The organism is Symbiopectobacterium purcellii (assembly GCF_052050035.1).
GTDB classification, from domain to species: Bacteria; Pseudomonadota; Gammaproteobacteria; order Enterobacterales; family Enterobacteriaceae; genus Symbiopectobacterium; species Symbiopectobacterium purcellii_A.
Genome location: NZ_CP189882.1, coordinates 609,729 through 628,122, shown reverse-complemented (window position 1 = coordinate 628,122; position 18,394 = coordinate 609,729). Strand labels below are relative to the sequence as shown.

General features: G+C 48.1%; 15 protein-coding genes and 11 pseudogenes. 17 read left to right on the top strand and 9 right to left on the bottom strand.

Going from position 1 to position 18,394, the window contains the following annotated elements; genetic code table 11:
* Nucleotides 1-10 precede the first annotated feature (10 nt).
* Entirely contained in the window at nt 11-289 is a 279-nt protein-coding gene (locus tag ACQGXV_RS05390; protein ID WP_440863524.1) for a transposase, read from the top strand.
* Nucleotides 290-348: 59 nt separating this feature from the next.
* Nucleotides 349-615 carry an IS3 family transposase gene (locus ACQGXV_RS05385; protein WP_440865550.1) on the top strand — a complete coding sequence of 89 codons (267 nt, stop codon included), beginning with the start codon at nt 349-351 and terminating at the stop codon, nt 613-615.
* On the opposite strand, the pseudogene ACQGXV_RS05380 reads toward ACQGXV_RS05385, so the two are convergent.
* The 5 genes and pseudogenes from ACQGXV_RS05380 to ACQGXV_RS05360 form a co-directional block, all read right to left on the bottom strand.
* Nucleotides 612-1,193 (bottom strand): annotated as a pseudogene (locus tag ACQGXV_RS05380) (IS3 family transposase); the annotation flags it as partial. The gene ACQGXV_RS05385 and the pseudogene ACQGXV_RS05380 sit on opposite strands and share 4 nt — an antisense overlap.
* 189 nt (nt 1,194-1,382) lie before the next feature.
* A pseudogene (locus tag ACQGXV_RS05375) lies at nt 1,383-1,897 on the bottom strand (IS3 family transposase); the annotation flags it as partial.
* 24 nt (nt 1,898-1,921) lie between these two features.
* Complete coding sequence (locus ACQGXV_RS05370) at nt 1,922-2,455, bottom strand: IS630 family transposase (protein WP_440862665.1); 534 nt, start codon at nt 2,453-2,455, stop codon at nt 1,922-1,924.
* Nucleotides 2,379-2,744, bottom strand: a complete 366-nt coding sequence (locus ACQGXV_RS05365; protein WP_440862584.1) for an IS630 transposase-related protein — start codon at nt 2,742-2,744, stop codon at nt 2,379-2,381. The genes ACQGXV_RS05370 and ACQGXV_RS05365 overlap by 77 nt, the downstream gene beginning before the upstream one ends.
* Nucleotides 2,745-3,711: 967 nt before the next feature.
* A pseudogene (locus ACQGXV_RS05360) lies at nt 3,712-3,945 on the bottom strand (ATP-binding protein); the annotation flags it as partial.
* Nucleotides 3,946-4,227: 282 nt separating this feature from the next.
* Between ACQGXV_RS05360 and ACQGXV_RS05355 the strand changes: the two are divergent.
* Both ACQGXV_RS05355 and ACQGXV_RS05350 read left to right on the top strand, forming a co-directional pair.
* Nucleotides 4,228-4,536 carry an IS630 transposase-related protein gene (locus ACQGXV_RS05355; protein ID WP_440865549.1) on the top strand — a complete coding sequence of 103 codons (309 nt, stop codon included), beginning with the start codon at nt 4,228-4,230 and terminating at the stop codon, nt 4,534-4,536.
* Nucleotides 4,460-4,885 (top strand): annotated as a pseudogene (locus ACQGXV_RS05350) (transposase); the annotation flags it as partial. The gene ACQGXV_RS05355 and the pseudogene ACQGXV_RS05350, both read left to right, overlap by 77 nt.
* On the opposite strand, the gene ACQGXV_RS05345 reads toward ACQGXV_RS05350, so the two are convergent.
* Nucleotides 4,837-5,580 (bottom strand): ATP-binding protein, encoded by a 744-nt coding sequence (locus ACQGXV_RS05345; protein ID WP_440865547.1) that lies wholly within the window; start codon nt 5,578-5,580, stop codon nt 4,837-4,839. The pseudogene ACQGXV_RS05350 and the gene ACQGXV_RS05345 overlap by 49 nt on opposite strands.
* A 214-nt stretch (nt 5,581-5,794) precedes the next feature.
* Between ACQGXV_RS05345 and ACQGXV_RS05340 the strand changes: the two genes are divergently transcribed.
* From ACQGXV_RS05340 to ACQGXV_RS05305, 8 genes and pseudogenes are all read left to right on the top strand, one after another.
* Nucleotides 5,795-6,607 carry a transposase family protein gene (locus ACQGXV_RS05340; RefSeq protein WP_440865546.1) on the top strand — a complete coding sequence of 271 codons (813 nt, stop codon included), beginning with the start codon at nt 5,795-5,797 and terminating at the stop codon, nt 6,605-6,607.
* A gap of 45 nt (nt 6,608-6,652) precedes the next feature.
* Nucleotides 6,653-7,864: an IS256 family transposase gene (locus ACQGXV_RS05335; RefSeq protein WP_440862551.1), complete on the top strand. Its 1,212-nt coding sequence runs from the start codon at nt 6,653-6,655 to the stop codon at nt 7,862-7,864.
* A gap of 3 nt (nt 7,865-7,867) precedes the next feature.
* On the top strand, nt 7,868-8,011 hold the full coding sequence (locus tag ACQGXV_RS05330) for a hypothetical protein (RefSeq protein ID WP_440865544.1): 144 nt from the start codon (nt 7,868-7,870) through the stop codon (nt 8,009-8,011).
* A 46-nt stretch (nt 8,012-8,057) separates the two neighbouring features.
* Nucleotides 8,058-8,222, top strand: a pseudogene (locus ACQGXV_RS05325) (AzlD domain-containing protein); the annotation flags it as partial.
* Nucleotides 8,223-8,589: 367 nt separating this feature from the next.
* Nucleotides 8,590-9,177: a transcriptional repressor MprA gene (gene mprA / locus ACQGXV_RS05320; RefSeq protein WP_440865542.1), complete on the top strand. Its 588-nt coding sequence runs from the start codon at nt 8,590-8,592 to the stop codon at nt 9,175-9,177.
* A 522-nt stretch (nt 9,178-9,699) separates the two neighbouring features.
* Nucleotides 9,700-10,719, top strand: coding sequence for an IS110 family transposase (locus tag ACQGXV_RS05315; protein ID WP_440865540.1), 1,020 nt, complete (start codon nt 9,700-9,702; stop codon nt 10,717-10,719).
* A 280-nt stretch (nt 10,720-10,999) separates the two neighbouring features.
* Nucleotides 11,000-12,175 (top strand): annotated as a pseudogene (gene emrA / locus ACQGXV_RS05310) (multidrug efflux MFS transporter periplasmic adaptor subunit EmrA).
* Between the two features lie 11 nt (nt 12,176-12,186).
* Nucleotides 12,187-12,791 (top strand): annotated as a pseudogene (locus ACQGXV_RS05305) (DHA2 family efflux MFS transporter permease subunit); the annotation flags it as partial.
* A 93-nt stretch (nt 12,792-12,884) separates the two neighbouring features.
* On the opposite strand, the pseudogene ACQGXV_RS05300 reads toward ACQGXV_RS05305, so the two are convergent.
* A pseudogene (locus ACQGXV_RS05300) lies at nt 12,885-13,070 on the bottom strand (S-methyl-5-thioribose-1-phosphate isomerase); the annotation flags it as partial.
* 149 nt (nt 13,071-13,219) lie between these two features.
* Between ACQGXV_RS05300 and mtnK the strand changes: the two are divergent.
* Nucleotides 13,220-14,422: pseudogene (gene mtnK, locus ACQGXV_RS05295) on the top strand (S-methyl-5-thioribose kinase).
* 80 nt (nt 14,423-14,502) lie between these two features.
* Here mtnK and ACQGXV_RS05290 read toward each other — a convergent pair.
* Together ACQGXV_RS05290 and ACQGXV_RS05285 are read right to left on the bottom strand one after the other, a co-directional pair.
* Nucleotides 14,503-15,194 (bottom strand): annotated as a pseudogene (locus tag ACQGXV_RS05290) (thiolase family protein); the annotation flags it as partial.
* 43 nt (nt 15,195-15,237) lie between these two features.
* Nucleotides 15,238-16,137 (bottom strand): transposase family protein, encoded by a 900-nt coding sequence (locus tag ACQGXV_RS05285; RefSeq protein WP_440865539.1) that lies wholly within the window; start codon nt 16,135-16,137, stop codon nt 15,238-15,240.
* 156 nt (nt 16,138-16,293) lie between these two features.
* Here ACQGXV_RS05285 and ACQGXV_RS05280 point away from each other — a divergent pair, with 156 nt between their 5' ends.
* The 4 genes and pseudogenes from ACQGXV_RS05280 to ACQGXV_RS05265 all read left to right on the top strand — a co-directional run.
* Nucleotides 16,294-16,659 carry an IS630 transposase-related protein gene (locus ACQGXV_RS05280; RefSeq protein ID WP_440862584.1) on the top strand — a complete coding sequence of 122 codons (366 nt, stop codon included), beginning with the start codon at nt 16,294-16,296 and terminating at the stop codon, nt 16,657-16,659.
* Nucleotides 16,583-17,116 carry an IS630 family transposase gene (locus ACQGXV_RS05275; RefSeq protein WP_440862665.1) on the top strand — a complete coding sequence of 178 codons (534 nt, stop codon included), beginning with the start codon at nt 16,583-16,585 and terminating at the stop codon, nt 17,114-17,116. Before ACQGXV_RS05280 ends, ACQGXV_RS05275 begins: the two co-directional genes overlap by 77 nt.
* A 127-nt stretch (nt 17,117-17,243) precedes the next feature.
* Nucleotides 17,244-17,561, top strand: coding sequence for a class I SAM-dependent methyltransferase (locus ACQGXV_RS05270; protein WP_440865537.1), 318 nt, complete (start codon nt 17,244-17,246; stop codon nt 17,559-17,561).
* A 168-nt stretch (nt 17,562-17,729) separates the two neighbouring features.
* A pseudogene (locus tag ACQGXV_RS05265) lies at nt 17,730-18,212 on the top strand (class I SAM-dependent methyltransferase); the annotation flags it as partial.
* Between the last annotated feature and the right edge of the window lie 182 nt (nt 18,213-18,394).

The window sequence follows — 18,394 nt, the reverse complement described above, 5'->3', positions numbered from 1 at the left end:
GAGGTGTTTAGTGAACCATAAACGACAATTTACCCCTGAGTTTAAAAAGGAAGCCGTTGCCCTGGTAACAGAGCAGGGCTATACGATAGCCAGGGCAGCAGCATCGCTGGGCATAAGCAACAAAACCCTGCATACATGGGTCTCGCTGGCACGCGAGCAGAGCAACGGCGTACTCAGCGATGATGAACGTGCAGAGTTAAAACGGTTACAAAAGGAAAACAAAGAGTTACGTACAGAGAAGGAGATACTAAAAAAGGCGAGTGCCTTCTTCGCGAAACATATGTGGTGAGATACCGGTTCATTCTCGACAATGCCACTGACTTCAGCGTTCGTACACTCTGTCGGGTCATGCGTGTGACGGCCTCTGCCTGGTATGCATGGCGAAAAAAGCCCGCCGAACCGCTGCAAAAAGACGTGGAGGTCCGGGTCAGGTTAAAGGCGCTGTTCGCCGCCAGCAGGCAGGGAGCAGGAAGCCGGACGCTGGTCAAAAGGCTTCGTGGAGAAGGCATCATAATCAGCCGCTGGCGGGTGAGGAAACTCATGCAGGAAGAGGGGCTGGTCTGCCGACAGCGCCGGACTTATGATCTGGCCCAGACTTGGTGGACACGCCCTTAAGAGAGGACTTGTCGTTCAAATACCATCGGGCTGACATAGCCCAGCGTGCTATGCCGCCGTTTCTGATTGTAATCCACCTCAATGTAGTTAAACACCTCAGATTTCATGGTTTCCCGGTCAGGAAAGTGTTCGCCGTGGATCAGCTCCACCTTCAAACTGTGAAAAAAACTTTCAGCACACGCGTTATCATAACAGTTGCCTTTTCCACTCATGCTACATGTTAATTTACTGATTTTAATTAACTTCTGATAATCATCAGAACAGTACTGACTGCCACGATCCGAGTGGACGATGACGCCCTCTCGGGAACCCCGTCGGCTCAGGGCCATCTGCAGGGCATCGCAAACCAGGCCCGACTTCATCCTTACCGACATTGACCATCCCACAACGGCTCGTGAAAATAAATCAATTATTACAGCCAGATAAACCCAACCCGCTTCCGTCCATAAGTAAGTGATGTCACCGACCCATTTCTGGTTCGGGGCTGATGCTGTGAAATCCTGCTGTAGCAGATTCGGCGCCACCGGACGATTATGCTTCGAATCTGTTGTCACCCTGAATTTTTTTGCCGCTTTCGCGGCTTTGTTGAATAATTTAAGATACTGATTTATATAAGCATTATAAAATTTCAACGACTAATTTTTCCTCTCGGAATGCTTTTTATTGTGCTAACTATTTGATTTGTCGTTCTAACAAAATACATTCTCTGTAAATGCATTCTAACTAAAGAAGATGTAAATCAAACGGTTAAATTATTCAACAAAGCCCGCTTTCGCCTTCAGCCCCTGCCGGCGCAGGCTGGCAGCGATGGTTTTGCGATTGTAATGATAACCGGCATCCTGCAGGTCCAGGCGCAGCCTGCGGGCAACGTTGCGTCCTTTCTGTTCCGTAAAGGCGCTGGCTACCCGGGTATCGCAAAGCTCCCGTCGCTGCTGTGAAACCGTTTTCTGCCCACATCGTCGGCTCCAGGCATAAAATCCGCTGCGGCTGACGACCAGAACACGCGCCATAGACTTAACCCGAAACTCAGCCTGATATTGTTGCATAAAGACGTACCTCACTTCAGGCGTCTGGCGAAGTACGTCGCGGCCTTTTGGAGGATGGCTAACTCCTCAGCCTGATCAGCCAGTTGACGTTTAAGCCTGACAATTTCAACAGATTGCTGCTGTTCACGTTCGGAGCAGGATAGCGCCATTTGCTGTTTTTTACGCCAGGCATAAAGCTGCGATTCGTGAAGATTCAACTCACTGGCTGCTTTGGCTACGCCAATCCGCTGAGCAAGTATAGCCAAGCGACTTAATTTTGATTACACCATATGGACTGAGAACAAACTCTCTGTATCGCAACCCATCTCTCTTTTTTTGCTTTTTGCTTGTGCCCATTTATGCTCAATTGGGTTAAGATCTGGCGAATATGTAGGCAAATACTCCACCATATACCCTGCATCGATGATGACTTGTTGAATATTATGTTTTTTGTGAAAAGTGGCATTGTCCATCATGATTACACTGTTTTTAGGGAGTACTGGGATAAGGACTTGTGTGACCCAGGCATAGAAAACATCGCTGTTAATATTGATATCAAATAATCCGATAGCAAACAGCGTTGTGCCTAATAAAGCGCCGATAACATTTGTTCTTCCCCTAGCTCCCCAGTTCTTCAGGCCAAAACACCGTTGACCTTTTGGGGAATAGCCGTGAGTCCGTGGGGCATCGTGTGAAAAACCACTTTCATCAATAAAAACAATAGGTTTACCTTCTTTTTCATACTGTTGTTTTTTTTGTTGAAATCCCTGCCGGGCGTTTTCGTCGGCTTTCGGATGACGTAGAGTTTTTTTTATAGGTCAATCCCAGCTTTTTAAGCGCTTGCCAAATGGCCTTCTGACAAACGCCAAAACGCTCTGCACGTTCTTTTTGGTAAGCATCTGGATATTGTTCAACATCTTTTATCAACTCGGATTTATCGATCTTTCGCTGACGCGTGGTCGATGCTTTTGACTCTATTTGATTAATCCAACGCGATACAGAGGCAGGGCCAATCCGAAATTGCTTCGCTGTTTCTCGGATACTCAACCCTTCGTTTTTCCGTGTAGATATCACTTTACGTCTAAAATCAATTGAATAGCTCATTTAAATAATGTAATCAAAATTAAGTCGTTTAGCTATAGTGCTTTGATCCGGCGATCCCCTGAAAGTTCGATTTATTCAACAAAGCCTTGATCATTTCAAACCTTTATTCTCTAAGTTAAACCTCTTTTTATTCTCAATAGCCTGACAAAAAATGCAAGTCTCTATTCAGCAACTAGTTTACTGTAGAAGGTGGTCCAGAACCACTCTGTGCAGTCAGGATCGTTGTCAACGAATAAGGCGGAATTGCTGGTAAGGGAGGTTGCCCTGTCGGGCCACCGTTTTGAAAATCTGCTTAACCATTTTTGTATGAACGCGCTGATGCTCATGGGAATGTGACACGGGATAACCTTCGGCTGGCGGGTTTCAGAATATCGCTATTCTGCCACACTTCGATTTGCAGCCGCCAGGCTGCTTCGTTCGGACAAAATGGGGGACTGATTATGCGTATGTTGTTGATACCGGATTGTCAGAGAATATTGCCGTTGGCTTTTCTTCATATAGAAGTTTCACTGTAGCTTCATATAGCGGCGGGGCAAATGCTAATGGAATATGGGGGTGGATGCTTAGGGAATGTGCGTGGTCAGTGGGTGGCACGGTGTACGTAAGCAATAATATGTCTACTGCTGATTATACGTCTTGGGATGGATATGTACCAACATTAAACCCTTATCAGTATGGTTCTAATTTATATGTTATTGATACGTGAATTCTTCCAATTAACTACAGGTGATAGATCAACGTTATAAACGTGTTGACCTTTTTTGGAGATACTATGTCCTGGTACAAATCTGGAACACTCACTGTCACTAACGGCAGCAAAATCATTACGGGTACAGGAGCACAATTCACTAATCCATTAAACGGTGTATCAGCAGGGCGAATGTTATTACCCACTGCTGGCACTGTGTCAATACCGATTGAATTCTGACCCACCCTGCCAAAGTAAAACTGACCCACCCCCTTTGAATTACTCGAGCGTAGCTGCTTTAGTTTTCTTCTGGATCTGACCGCTTTTCAGCTTATCTTTCAGTCGATAGCTTTGACCGCTGATTTGCGCGATATGCGCATGGTGAAGCAGCCGATCCAGCATCGCCGCCGTCAGAGTTTCATCATCTCCGAATGTCCCCGACCACTGGGTAAACGGCAGGTTGCTGGTCAGGACCACGCTGCCTGACTCATACCGTTTAGCGATATAGCTAAACGACTTAATTTTGATTACATTATTTAAATGAGCTATTCAATTGATTTTAGACGTAAAGTGATATCTACACGGGGCTTTGTTGAATAATTTAAGATACTGATTTATATAAGCATTATAAAATTTCAACGACTAATTTTTCCTCTCGGAATGCTTTTTATTGTGCTAACTATTTGATTTGTCGTTCTAACAAAATACATTCTCTGTAAATGCATTCTAACTAAAGAAGATGTAAATCAAACGGTTAAATTATTCAACAAAGCCTCTACACGGAAAAACGAAGGGTTGAGTATCCGAGAAACAGCGAAGCAATTTCGGATTGGCCCTGCCTCTGTATCGCGTTGGATTAATCAAATAGAGTCAAAAGCATCGACCACGCGTCAGCGAAAGATCGATAAATCCGAGTTGATAAAAGATGTTGAACAATATCCAGATGCTTACCAAAAAGAACGTGCAGAGCGTTTTGGCGTTTGTCAGAAGGCCATTTGGCAAGCGCTTAAAAAGCTGGGATTGACCTATAAAAAAAACTCTACGTCATCCGAAAGCCGACGAAAACGCCCGGCAGGGATTTCAACAAAAAAAACAACAGTATGAAAAAGAAGGTAAACCTATTGTTTTTATTGATGAAAGTGGTTTTTCACACGATGCCCCACGGACTCACGGCTATTCCCCAAAAGGTCAACGGTGTTTTGGCCTGAAGAACTGGGGAGCTAGGGGAAGAACAAATGTTATCGGCGCTTTATTAGGCACAACGCTGTTTGCTATCGGATTATTTGATATCAATATTAACAGCGATGTTTTCTATGCCTGGGTCACACAAGTCCTTATCCCAGTACTCCCTAAAAACAGTGTAATCATGATGGACAATGCCACTTTTCACAAAAAACATAATATTCAACAAGTCATCATCGATGCAGGGTATATGGTGGAGTATTTGCCTACATATTCGCCAGATCTTAACCCAATTGAGCATAAATGGGCACAAGCAAAAAGCAAAAAAAGAGAGATGGGTTGCGATACAGAGAGTTTGTTCTCAGTCCATATGGTGTAATCAAAATTAAGTCGCTTGGCTATAACCTGGAAGAACAGATTGGCTTCCATTTTACCGAAGGGAAGGTAGCCAACCTCATCTATGATCAACAACTTAGGCTTACCCACAACGCGATTAAGATAGCTTTTTAACTCCCCCTGACGATGTGATGCGAGCAGCTGTAGCATCAGATCTGCGGCTGTGACGAACCGAATACTCATTCCGGCCATCGCGGCTCTGTAGCCGAGTGCTGTCGCCAGGTGCGTTTTACCTACCCCGGACGGACCCAGCAAGACCAGGTTCTCCTGACGCTCGATAAACGCCAGCCCGGCCAACTCCTGGATCTGACTGCGAGGTACGCCACTCGCAAAGGCGAAATCAAACTGCTCCAGCGTCTTGATCACCGGTAGGCCTGATAAACGCAAAATAGTCTGCCGGCGCCGTTCGTTCAGCCCATCATGCTGAAGCTGTAAAGCAGCTTCAAGGAAGTCGGCATGAGTGCCGTTGCTGTCGATCGTCGTCTGAGCAACGGCGGGCCACTCAGCCGGTAATCTATCGAGCTTAAGCTGCTCGCAGAGCGCTGCGATACGATCATGCTGGAGGTTCATGCTTCTACCTCCAGTAGCGCCTGATACATAGCCAACGGGTGCTGGAGACTCTCTGTGGGTATGGGGCGCGAGCAACTCGGCGGTACCGGAGGAGGCAATGCCAGTGTTATCTTCGGCAATGGCAACAACAAACTAGTTGCTGAATAGAGACTTGCATTTTTTGTCAGGCTATTGAGAATAAAAAGAGGTTTAACTTAGAGAATAAAGGTTTGAAATGATCAACAAAGAGCGGTTGTTACGAGATAATCGTTTATGTAAAGCAATCATTGGATTATCAGTCGAAGAATTGAAAAATTTAGCCGCTGAATTTTCAGCTTGTTATTTGATTTATCGGAAAAAGAATCGAAAAGATCACGAGCGGCAGATGGGTGCGGGGCAGAAAGGATTTATCCCAACCCCATTAGATAAACTGCTTTTTATTTTATTGTATTTAAAATGTTATCCGACCTATGATTTGCAAGGACTTCTTTTTGGTTTAGATAGAACACGGGTATGTCGCTGGGTAAAAATATTATTGCCGGTTTTAGAGATGACCTTGGGGCGAGAATGTGTTTTGCACGCTCGTCAAATTCGCTCTGCTGAGGAATTTTTTCGCGCCTTTCCTGGAGTTAAAGACGTCTTTATTGATGGGACAGAGCGACCTGTCCAAAAGCCTAAGAATCTGCGTCGGCGAAAAAAAATGTATTCGGGAAAGAAAAGACAGACCACTCGAAAAGGGCTTATTATGACTGACGAAACAAGGCAAATTGGATTTATCCCCATGAGCAAAAATGGGCGCCGTCACGATAAACGCTTACTCGATAAAGTCGATATAATTCGCCATATTCCTCCTGAGGTAACCATCTGGGCAGATACCGGTTTTCAAGGTATAGATAAACAGCATCCTAATACACAAATCCCAAAAAAAGGAACTCGAAAAAGACCTTTATCGCCTGAACAAAAACAAGAAAATAAAATAATCTCGGGCATCCGTATTACAGTTGAACACGCCATCGCGGGTATCAAGCGCCTCGAGACTGTAAAATAATCTGTGTAAATGGCATTTTGAGGAAAACCTTCAAAGGATAACAAAATGCCTATCAGCAACGAACTTATTGACCAACTGCTTCAAGATTGTCACTCCCCTCAGGATCTGCTGGGTGAATCAGGCCTACTCAAGGTGCTGACTAAAAGACTGGCGGAACGGGTTCTTGAAGCTGAGATGGAGATGCACCTTGGGTATGCTAAGCATGACCCGGCTGGTAATCATTCAGGCAACTCACGCAATGGCAAGACATCCAAGAGCGTACGTAGCCAAAATGGGGAGATCGAGCTCGATATTCCGCGCGACCGCAACAGTACCTTCGAGCCGACACTGATCGGTAAGCACGAAAAACAGCTTAACGGCTTCGATGACCGCATTATTTCTCTCTATTCCAGAGGGTTATCAACCCGTGATATTCAGGCACACTTTAAAGAAGTCTACGGGGTCGATGTTTCCGCTGGCTTCATTTCTCAAGTGACCAATGCTGTGATGGATGAAGTTAAGCGCTGGCAGCAACGGCCGCTGGATGCGCTTTATCCCATTGTTTACCTTGACTGTATTGTTGTCAAAAGCCAGGACGGCGGAGCCGTGGCCAACAAGTCTGTTTATCTGGCCCTCGGCGTCAACGGCCAGGGCGAAAAAGAGCTGCTGGGGCTATGGATAGCCAAAACTGAGGGGGCCAAGTTCTGGTTATCTGTGATGACAGAACTGAAAAATCGTGGGCTAAAGGACATCTTCGTCGCCTGCTGCGATGGCCTGAAAGGCTTTCCTGATGCCATTGAAGCTGTTTACCCGCATACGCGGGTACAGCTCTGCATTGTGCATCAGGTGCGGAACTCGCTGCGCTACGTCGGCTGGAAAGAGCGTAAGGCCGTTGCTGCTGACCTGCGCACCATCTATAGTTCCGCAACGCTAGAGGGCGCTGAAGAGGCCCTGGATGCCTTCGCGGCCAAATGGGATGAGCAGTTCCCGACGATCAGCCCGTCGTGGAGAAATAATTGGGAACGTCTCATCGTCATTTTTGACTTTCCGCCGGAGATCCGCAAGGTTATCTACACCACCAACGCAATAGAGTCGTTAAATGCTTCATTGCGCAAGATAACGAAAACGCGACGAATATTTCCAACGGATGACTCGGTGATAAAATTACTCTATCTAGCCTTGCATAATATCTCTGCTAAATGGACCTTGCCAATCAGAGACTGGAAACCTGCTATGAGCCAATTCATGTTGATGTATGGAGAACGAATCTCCGGTTAAGCAATGGAGCCATTTACACAAAATTCTTTACAGACTCAGCGCCTCGGTTGCATGACCCAAATTTTACGGAATCGTAGACCCTTTATTGATGATACCTTCTTACTCCTTAGCGCCGGTCTTTGGAATTTCCATCTCAGAACAGCGTAAAATTTACTTCAATCACCGAAACACCCTTATTTCACTATTAAGCAACACGCTTATCGTTTCCAGCGTCCCTGAGATTCAACAGCATACTAACAAGTTGTTGCCCACACTCATCGGTTGCCTGACTCTCACGCTCTGTTTCTACCGGACACGCAGCATTGTCATCTCCACATTGTTGGGCGCGTTTTGTTACGGTATTGCTTGGCTTTGTTGAATAATTTAACCGTTTGATTTACATCTTCTTTAGTTAGAATGCATTTACAGAGAATGTATTTTGTTAGAACGACAAATCAAATAGTTAGCACAATAAAAAGCATTCCGAGAGGAAAAATTAGTCGTTGAAATTTTATAATGCTTATATAAATCAGTATCTTAAATTATTCAACAAAGCCGTATTGCTTTTAAATACCTTTCATTGGGAATTATTTAATATCATTGTGTTAGCAGTGCGTTATTAGTGGTTCACGTTAGCTAACACAAGGTCACTTACGTTCTGTCACAAAGTCGACGACACAATGCGACTAAATATCGTTTAGCCGATTAGTAACTTTAGATCGTGATTAATGAGGTTCACATAAAAAATGGATAGTCCATCTGTACATAAGCGCGGGCTCACTGAAAGTGGCGCGCGTGACAAAAAACCTGAGTTCGATAAAAACAGTTCCTTCTCCCCCATCGAACAAATGATCAATCTGCGCGCATCGAGCAATCCAGAGTTTCCTCAACAGGAAATCTTGCTGGTGCGTCTGTGCATGCATATGCAGAACAAGATTCTGGAGCACCGCAACAAGATTTTGCGGGAACAGGGCATCAACGAAACGTTGTTTATGGCACTGATTACGCTGGAATCTCAGGAATCACGTAGCATTCAACCATCAGAATTGAGCGCCGCACTGGGCTCTTCGCGGACCAATGCCACCCGCATTGCCGATGAGTTAGAAAAGCGCGGTTGGATTGAACGCCGTGAAAGCGATAGCGATCGTCGCTGCTTACACCTGCATATGACCGATGAAGGCAAAGCGTTTCTCGATCGTCTGTTGCCACCGCAGCACCAGAGTTTGCATTTCCTCTGGTCAGCATTGGAAAAAGATGAGCAGAAGCAGTTGGAAGTACTGATGCGTAAATTGCTGGTGCGACTGGACGAGATGGACAAGATCGATAATCCATGATCTCGTCAGACCGATAATAACAATACTGTCTTACCTTAAATACATCTTCACACGCGCTGGCGTGTTTGCCAGATGCCTGGTGTTTTTAGATCAATACCCGTTATAGCCAAGCGACATTATTTTGATAACAGCCAGCTATGCTTCTTTGCCGCATATCAGGGCATAGGATGTAATCATTTTTAAGTCGGTTGGCTATAGTATCATGACCGTTCATTAAACGGACCACGTTCCGCTGCCTCACGGCAGCCGGAGCGATAAGTTGCATCATGGGTAAAGGCTGCATTGGCCGCTTCTCTGCCTCGCAGTGCATGTGTAAGAATCGGCCATCGTTATCCGCCGTATTCCTATAAAAAATAACGAAAAAATGACATTTGAAGCAGAGGAGAATGAGATGAACGCATCCCACACATTTGAGAACAGCGAAGGGTTCGGCAGGTAAGGTGTGGATCCTCGCAGACTTACGGCATCATTGTGCCCAACACGGGATGCATAAAGCTCCCTGATAACTGGAGGATCCACGACATGAAATATACCCCTGTTGGCGTCGATATCGCAAAACATCTGATGCAGGTTCACTTCATTAATGAACATACCGATGAAGTCATCGATAAACAGATAAAGCGCGACGCGCTGCTGGAATACTTCAGCAATCGGGAGCCTTGCCTGATTGGCATGGAAGCTTGCGGCGGTTCCCAGTACTGGGCGCGGGAGCTGGAAAAACTGGGGCATAAGGTCAGACTACTCCAGGGCAAATTCGTCAAGGCCTTCGTGATGGGCAATAAAAATGACGTGATGGATGCCCGTGCTATCTGGATGGCGGTCCAGCAGCCAGCTAAAGCCGTTGCCGTCAAAACTGAGGAACAGCAGGCAGTACTGTCGCTGCACAAAATGCGCCGCCAGTTAGTGAAGTTCCGCACCGCGCAAATCAACGCGCTGCACGTATTGCTGTTGGAGTTCGGCGAAACTGTGCGTAAAGGCCGGGCGTCACTGGACAAGGCGATGCCAGAGGTGCTTGAGCGACTTAAGGAAAAACTGCCACCGTTCCTGATCTACCAGTTTGAAGACCAGCATCGGCGCCTCAATGACCTGGATATGCAGATAGAGGGTATCGAAAAACAGCTTGCCACTTGGGCGAAACAGAATGAGGTCTGTCGGCGGATTATGGACATTCCAGGTGTTGGCCCACTGGTTGCCACCGCAGCAGTTACCATCATGGGAGATGCGGGAGCCTTCCGATCAGGACGGGAGTTCGCAGCCTACATCGGCTTGGTGCCAAAGCAAACAGGCACCGGCGGCAAAGTGAGGCTTCTGGGCATCAGTAAACGCGGCGATGCTTATCTGCGGACGCTGTTTATCCACGGAGCCAGGGCTGCGACGCTGCTGGCGAAAGAGCCGAACCCGTGGGTTACGGAGCTGCTGAAAAGACGGACAACCAGCGTTGCGGTGGTGGGGATGGCTAACAAGATAGCGCGCACGGTGTGGGCCCTGGTGGCATATAGCCGAACTTACGACAAAAAACACGTCAGTGTCAGGCCGTTCTGAACGACAGATACTGGCAAAACATTAACTCTTTTAATAGAAGGGTGAATGCTGAAAGGTTGCTAGGGCAGCCGTAGTGATGACAACGACAGGTAAGACCGTGACTCACTAAACCTGAATGGTGTGTTGAGCTTAAAGCTCGCCAGGAGAATGAGGTGTGAGTCAGCGAATCTCATCGAGGCCCGCAGCAGCGGCTGCAACAAGGCCGAATATAGAGCTGCAACCTACCGTCAATGTCAACACCACGAATGCTTTGCAAACGGGATGCGTTCATATAAACACCATGAGTTCAAGCGTGGAAAACCCAACGCCGTAGGCTCCTACTAAGAATAAAAAATACCATCGCAAACGGGTACTTACCCTGTTGACCATACTGTTTTTACTGGCTGGCTGCATCTGGTTCGTTTACTGGTATCAGGTGCTCAGGCACCATCAGGAAACTGACGATGATTATGTGGCAGGCAATCAGGTGCAATTGATGTCCCAGGTGAGCGGCAGCGTCACCCGCGTTAACGTGGACAACACCGATTTCGTCAAGCAGGGGGCGGTTCTGGTCGAACTGGATGCGACCGATGCGCAACTGGCTTTCGAACGTGCGCAGACCGCGCTGGCCAACAGCGTGCGCCAGACGCACCAGTTGATGATCAACAGCAAACAATATCAGGCCAACATCGATCTGTATCAAACGGAGCTCAATAAAGCCACGGGCGACCTTGCGCGCCGTGAAGCGTTGGGCAATGTAAATGCCATCGGCCGTGAAGATGTGCAACACTCCCGTGATGCCGTCGCCAGCGCGCGTGCCTCACTGGAAGTCGCCAAGCAGCAATATCTGGCCAATCGCGCCATGATCCTCGACACGCCGCTTGAGCAACAACCCGGCGTGCAACAGGCCGCGACCGATCTGCGTGATGCTTGGTTAGCACTGCAAAGAACCCGTATTGTCAGTCCGGTGGATGGCTATATTTCTCGTCGCAGCGTACAGGTGGGTGCACGTATCACCCCCGCTTCTGCGCTGATGGCCGTGGTACCCGCCCACCATTTGTGGGTGGATGCCAACTTTAAGGAAACGCAGCTTGCCAATATGCGTATCGGCCAACCCGTCACGGTAGTCAGCGATATCTACGGTGACGATGTGGTGTACCAGGGCAAGGTCGTCGGCCTCGACATGGGGACAGGCAGCGCGTTCTCCCTGTTAGCGGCGCAGAATGCTACCGGTAACTGGATCAAGGTCGTGCAGCGTTTACCCGTGCGTGTTGAGCTGGATGCGCAGCAATTGGCGGAACACCCGTTGCGTATTGGCCTTTCCACGCTGGTGAAAGTCGATACGGCCAATGTAGACGGAAAAGTGCTTTCCGATGCACCGCGCAGCGCACCGGCATACCAAAGCGATGCGTTAACGCTGGATCTGGCCCCGGTCAATACCCTGATCGACACCATCATTCGAGCTAATGCGGAATAACCTCGCGGGAGATGAGCGTGCAGAGAAAACCGCTTGAAGGCTCGGCCCTGGCCTGGATGACCGTCGCGCTGTCATTGGCGACCTTTATGCAGGTGCTGGATTCTACCATCGCCAACGTGGCCATCCCCACCATTGCCGGTAACCTGGGAGCCTCAAACTCTCAGGGCACTTGGGTTATCACGTCATTCGGGGTAGCCAATGCGATTTCCATTCCGATTACCGGTTGGCTTGCCAAACGTATTGGTGAGGTGCGCCTGTTTTTATGGTCAACGGGATTGTTTGCTTTCACCTCATGGCTGTGCGGCGTGTCCACCAGCCTGGAAATGCTGATTTTCGCCCGTGTGCTTCAGGGGATCGTGGCAGGTCCGTTGATCCCCCTGTCGCAAAGCTTGTTACTTAGCAACTACACGCCCGACGCAGTATTGCACTCGCGCTATGGTCGATGACAGTGGTAGTGGCACCCATTTGTGGTCCGATTCTCGGCGGCTGGATCAGTGATAATTATCACTGGGGTTGGATCTTCTTTATCAACGTGCCGTTAGGCATTTTGGTGGTGGTCATCGCGATGCAAACCCTGAAGGGGCGAGAAACCAAAACCGAAATCCGACCCATTGATATAGCCAACCGACTTAAAAATGATTACATCCTATGCCCTGATATGCGGCAAAGAAGCATAGCTGGCTGTTATCAAAATAATGTCGCTTGGCTATAACAGCACGCTGGCGGAAAGCCCGATCAGCGGTGCACCGCGCACCCGCAGAGTACGAATATGCTCAATCAGCGCCGCCACATCCGGGCTGGGGTGCCACACCGTTTCCTGGGGTAAAGCCTGTTGGTCGAGGATCCAAAGTTGGTTATTCGTCACCTTAAGACTCAGTGTGTTAAAGCTCTGCATGGGTCGTTAAATTCCTGTTGCGTATTGCGTTGATTTTCTTATTCTGCCAATATGGAAAACAGAAGTATAGACGTCCAAACGCTTTTATGTCTAAAACCGGACGACGGATAGCGAATTAATTGATAGTCGAGTCATAAGAAGAGGTGGTGATGTCCCTGTATCGTACCTTTAGCGCGGCAGATGCCGTTGAATATGCCCGTCAATTTGGTGCGGTGCCGGATCCGCAGACGCTGGTGGCCGCCGATGAAATTGGTGATGGCAACCTCAATCTGGTGTTTAAAATCCGCGATACGCAGGGCGTGAGCCGTGTCATTGTGAAACAGGCGTTGCCTTATGTGCGCTGCGTTGGGTAATCCTGGCCGTTAACCCTCGACAGAGCGCGCATTGAAGCGGAAACCCTGCTGGTGCATGCACAATATTGTCCGCAGCACACGGTCAAGGTGCTGCATCATGATGCGGCGTTGGCGGTGATGGTGCAGGAGGATCTTTCTCATCTGCATATCTGGCGGCGCGAACTGGTTGATGGCCAGACCTATCCGCAGGCGGCAGCGCAGGTAGGGGAGTATCTGGCGCAGGCGCTGTTCCACACTTCTGATTTTTATCAGCATCCCCATGAGAAAAAAGCGGCGGTTTCACGTTTTATCAACCCTGAATTGTGCCAAATCACCGAAGATCTGTTTTTTACCGATCCCTACCGCGACCATGAGCGTAACCGCTTTGATACTGAGTTGCGCCCAACGGTGGAAGCGCTGTGGCGTGACGCTGCACTGAAGTGCGCCGTGGCGGCGCTCAAGCACCGTTTTCTGGCGAACGCAGAGGCACTGTTGCACGGGGACATTCACAGCGGTTCGATTTTTGTCGGGCCAACGACGCTGAAAGTGATTGATGCAGAATTCGGTTTCTATGGGCCCATCGGGTTTGATATCGGAACCGTGCTGGGTAACCTGCTACTGAATTTCTGTGGTCTGCCTGGGCTGCTGGCCCCTCGAGACGCCGCCGCTGCGCGCGATAACCGTTTACAGGATATCACCGCGTTGTGGCACGCCTTTTTCGTACGTTTTAGCGCGTTGATTGAGGTGTACGGCCGCGATCCGGCGCTGGTGGAATCAGGGTACGCGGAGCAGTTCCTCAAACACGTGTGGCAGGACACCCTTGGCTACGCCGGTACGGAGTTGATTCGGCGCGCGATAGGCTTCTCGCACGTTGCCGATTTGGCAAACATCGCGGAGCCGCAGGCGCGCCACGCCTGCCAGCGTCACGCCATTGAGTTGGGTAAAACGTTGATTCTGACCGCGAGTGATATTCCTGATGTCGCTGCGCTGTTGGCGCGGGTGCTGCAGAACGGGGCATAACGCACATGCACAGGCGGTAAACCGACGCAAAGACTGCCGCCGGTTTACCGCTGCGTTATCCCTGATGTGACAACATAAAATCAGTCAAGACGTTCAATGGCCAGAGCCACGCCCTGGCCGCCACCGATGCACAGCGTTGCTAACCCCAGCGTTTTATCACGCGCCCGCAGCGCATGTAGCAGCGTCACCAGAATGCGCGCACCGCTGGCTCCGATCGGGTGGCCGAGCGCCATCGCTCCGCCGTTGACGTTAACTTTTTCCCGATCGAATTTCAGCGTGTTGCCGACCGCCAGGAATTGGGCAGCAAAGGCTTCGTTGGCTTCGATCAGATCAAAATCGTCAATCTGCAATCCTGTCTGTTGCAGGACTTTTTGCGTGGCGGGTACGGGTCCCATGCCCATCAGCGCGGGGGCTACGCCGCCGCTGGCAAACCGCGGATACGCACCAGTGGGGTCAACCCAGCAGCCCGCGCGGCGTCTTCTTCCATTATCACCAGCGCGGCGGCACCGTCGTTGATGCCTGAGGCATTCCCGGCGGTCACAGTGCCCGCTTTGTCAAAGGCCGGACGCAGTGCTGCCAGCCCTTCCAGCGTAGAGTCCGCTTTGGGAAACTCATCGGTTTGGAACACAACCTCTTTTTTGCGCAGCTTGACGGTGAGGGGGATGATTTCGGCATCGAATGCGCCGGACTGAATCGCCGCCGCCCTTTGTTGGGAGATGAGTGCCGCTTCATCCTGCATGGCGCGGCTGATGTCATAGGCTTTAAGCGTGTTGCTTAATAGTGAAATAAGGGTGTTTCGGTGATTGAAGTAAATTTTACGCTGTTCTGAGATGGAAATTCCAAAGACCGGCGCTAAGGAGTAAGAAGGTATCATCAATAAAGGGTCTACGATTCCGTAAAATTTGGGTCATGCAACCGAGGCGCTTGATACCCGCGATGGCGTGTTCAACTGTAATACGGATGCCCGAGATTATTTTATTTTCTTGTTTTTGTTCAGGCGATAAAGGTCTTTTTCGAGTTCCTTTTTTTGGGATTTGTGTATTAGGATGCTGTTTATCTATACCTTGAAAACCGGTATCTGCCCAGATGGTTACCTCAGGAGGAATATGGCGAATTATATCGACTTTATCGAGTAAGCGTTTATCGTGACGGCGCCCATTTTTGCTCATGGGGATAAATCCAATTTGCCTTGTTTCGTCAGTCATAATAAGCCCTTTTCGAGTGGTCTGTCTTTTCTTTCCCGAATACATTTTCTTTCGCCGACGCAGATTCTTAGGCTTTTGGACAGGTCGCTCTGTCCCATCAATAAAGACGTCTTTAACTCCAGGAAAGGCGCGAAAAAATTCCTCAGCAGAGCGAATTTGACGAGCGGGCAAAACACATTCTCGCCCCAAGGTCATCTCTAAAATCGGCAATAATATTTTTACCCAGCGACATACCCGTGTTCTATCTAAACCAAAAAGAAGTCCTTGCAAATCATAGGTCGGATAACATTTTAAATACAATAAAATAAAAAGCAGTTTATCTAATGGGGTTGGGATAAATCCTTTCTGCCCTGCACCCATCTGCCGCTCGTGATCTTTTCGATTCTTTTTCCGATAAATCAAATAACAAGCTGAAAATTCAGCGGCTAAATTTTTCAATTCTTCGACTGATAATCCAATGATTGCTTTACATAAACGATTATCTCGTAACAACCGCTCTTTGTTGATCATTTCAAACCTTTATTCTCTAAGTTAAACCTCTTTTTATTCTCAATAGCCTGACAAAAAATGCAAGTCTCTATTCAGCAACTAGTTTTTTGGCGACGTTTTCTGCGGTAATGCCCATATGATATAGCTAAACGACTTAATTTTGATTACATTATTTAAATGAGCTATTCAATTGATTTTAGACGTAAAGTGATATCTACACGGAAAAACGAAGGGTTGAGTATCCGAGAAACAGCGAAGCAATTTCGGATTGGCCCTGCCTCTGTATCGCGTTGGATTAATCAAATAGAGTCAAAAGCATCGACCACGCGTCAGCGAAAGATCGATAAATCCGAGTTGATAAAAGATGTTGAACAATATCCAGATGCTTACCAAAAAGAACGTGCAGAGCGTTTTGGCGTTTGTCAGAAGGCCATTTGGCAAGCGCTTAAAAAGCTGGGATTGACCTATAAAAAAAACTCTACGTCATCCGAAAGCCGACGAAAACGCCCGGCAGGGATTTCAACAAAAAAAACAACAGTATGAAAAAGAAGGTAAACCTATTGTTTTTATTGATGAAAGTGGTTTTTCACACGATGCCCCACGGACTCACGGCTATTCCCCAAAAGGTCAACGGTGTTTTGGCCTGAAGAACTGGGGAGCTAGGGGAAGAACAAATGTTATCGGCGCTTTATTAGGCACAACGCTGTTTGCTATCGGATTATTTGATATCAATATTAACAGCGATGTTTTCTATGCCTGGGTCACACAAGTCCTTATCCCAGTACTCCCTAAAAACAGTGTAATCATGATGGACAATGCCACTTTTCACAAAAAACATAATATTCAACAAGTCATCATCGATGCAGGGTATATGGTGGAGTATTTGCCTACATATTCGCCAGATCTTAACCCAATTGAGCATAAATGGGCACAAGCAAAAAGCAAAAAAAGAGAGATGGGTTGCGATACAGAGAGTTTGTTCTCAGTCCATATGGTGTAATCAAAATTAAGTCGCTTGGCTATATCGGGAGCGATGATAGTGCTTTGATCCCGCGATCCCCTGAAAGTTCGATTTATTCAACAAAGCCGCGCTGCGTCTTACCTCCATCAACAGCATGAGAGCAATAATGAAAACTACACCGAATCACCATCAGCACGTCGTTGAACAATTTGGCGCACAGGCGCAGCACTATTTAAACAGCGCGGTACACGCACAAGGCAAAGATCTCACCTGGTTGGCAGAGCGCCTTGCCGCGTTTCCCGATGCGCACATCATCGATGTGGGGTGTGGCGCAGGCCATGCCAGCTTTGTTGCCGCGCAGCACGTCGCCCGCGTAACGGCTTACGATCTCTCAACGGAGATGCTCGGCGTCGTGGCGCAGACAGCCCAGCAGAGGGGGCTGAACAAAATCCACACGGCTTTGTTGAATAATTTAACCGTTTGATTTACATCTTCTTTAGTTAGAATGCATTTACAGAGAATGTATTTTATTAGAACGACAAATCAAATAGTTAGCACAATAAAAAGCATTCCGAGAGGAAAAATTAGTCGTTGAAATTTTATAATGCTTATATAAATCAGTATCTTAAATTATTCAACAAAGCCAATCCACACCCAAAATGCTCCTGCGGAGTCTCTGCCCTTTGCCAACGCCAGCGCCGACGTGATCATTAGCCGCTATTCGGCACATCACTGGCACGACGTCGGGCGGGCATTACGTGAAATCCAGCGCGTGTTAAAGCCGGGAGGCACGGTGATTCTGATGGATGTGGTTTCGCCAGGCCATCCGGTGCTGGATATCTACCTGCAAACGGTGGAAATGCTGCGCGACACTTCACATGTGCGTAACTACGCACCGGGTGAGTAGATGACGCTGCTGACCGAGTCCGGTTTTGCCATACGTCAGCTTCAGGCAGACAAGCTACCGCTGGAGTTCAGCAGCTGGATTGCCCGTATGCGTACACCGCCACATTTCTCCACCGCCATTCTGGCGCTGCAAAAAACCTTGTCCGCAGAGGTCATCGACTATTTTGCGATTCAGGCCGATGGCTCATTCAGTACGGATATCATGACCATTGAAGCGCAACTCTCATAAATAGGGCTGACATCAGGTGACAATGTTTTTTCCTGTCAATACGCTTGTAGAAACGCAGAGAAAAAGCAGTGTCACCGTTTTCTTAACGTAAAAATGCCGTTTTGCTGCTTTTCTCGCTTGATAAAAATAAACGCAATGATAATGTGGCTGCGCCTGTCTCATAAAAGATGAGCAGGGCAGCG

Bases quoted from the DNA above. Each gene is read 5' to 3' on its own strand.
- ACQGXV_RS05385 (WP_440865550.1), top strand. From the start codon at position 349: ATGCGTGTGACGGCCTCTGCCTGGTATGCATGGCGAAAAAAGCCCGCC.
- ACQGXV_RS05365 (WP_440862584.1), bottom strand. From the start codon at position 2,744: ATGAGCTATTCAATTGATTTTAGACGTAAAGTGATATCTACACGGAAA.
- ACQGXV_RS05345 (WP_440865547.1), bottom strand. From the start codon at position 5,580: ATGAACCTCCAGCATGATCGTATCGCAGCGCTCTGCGAGCAGCTTAAG.
- ACQGXV_RS05340 (WP_440865546.1), top strand. From the start codon at position 5,795: ATGATCAACAAAGAGCGGTTGTTACGAGATAATCGTTTATGTAAAGCA.
- ACQGXV_RS05335 (WP_440862551.1), top strand. From the start codon at position 6,653: ATGCCTATCAGCAACGAACTTATTGACCAACTGCTTCAAGATTGTCAC.
- ACQGXV_RS05330 (WP_440865544.1), top strand. From the start codon at position 7,868: ATGGAGCCATTTACACAAAATTCTTTACAGACTCAGCGCCTCGGTTGC.
- mprA (WP_440865542.1), top strand. From the start codon at position 8,590: ATGGATAGTCCATCTGTACATAAGCGCGGGCTCACTGAAAGTGGCGCG.
- ACQGXV_RS05315 (WP_440865540.1), top strand. From the start codon at position 9,700: ATGAAATATACCCCTGTTGGCGTCGATATCGCAAAACATCTGATGCAG.
- ACQGXV_RS05285 (WP_440865539.1), bottom strand. From the start codon at position 16,137: ATGATCAACAAAGAGCGGTTGTTACGAGATAATCGTTTATGTAAAGCA.
- ACQGXV_RS05280 (WP_440862584.1), top strand. From the start codon at position 16,294: ATGAGCTATTCAATTGATTTTAGACGTAAAGTGATATCTACACGGAAA.
- ACQGXV_RS05270 (WP_440865537.1), top strand. From the start codon at position 17,244: ATGAAAACTACACCGAATCACCATCAGCACGTCGTTGAACAATTTGGC.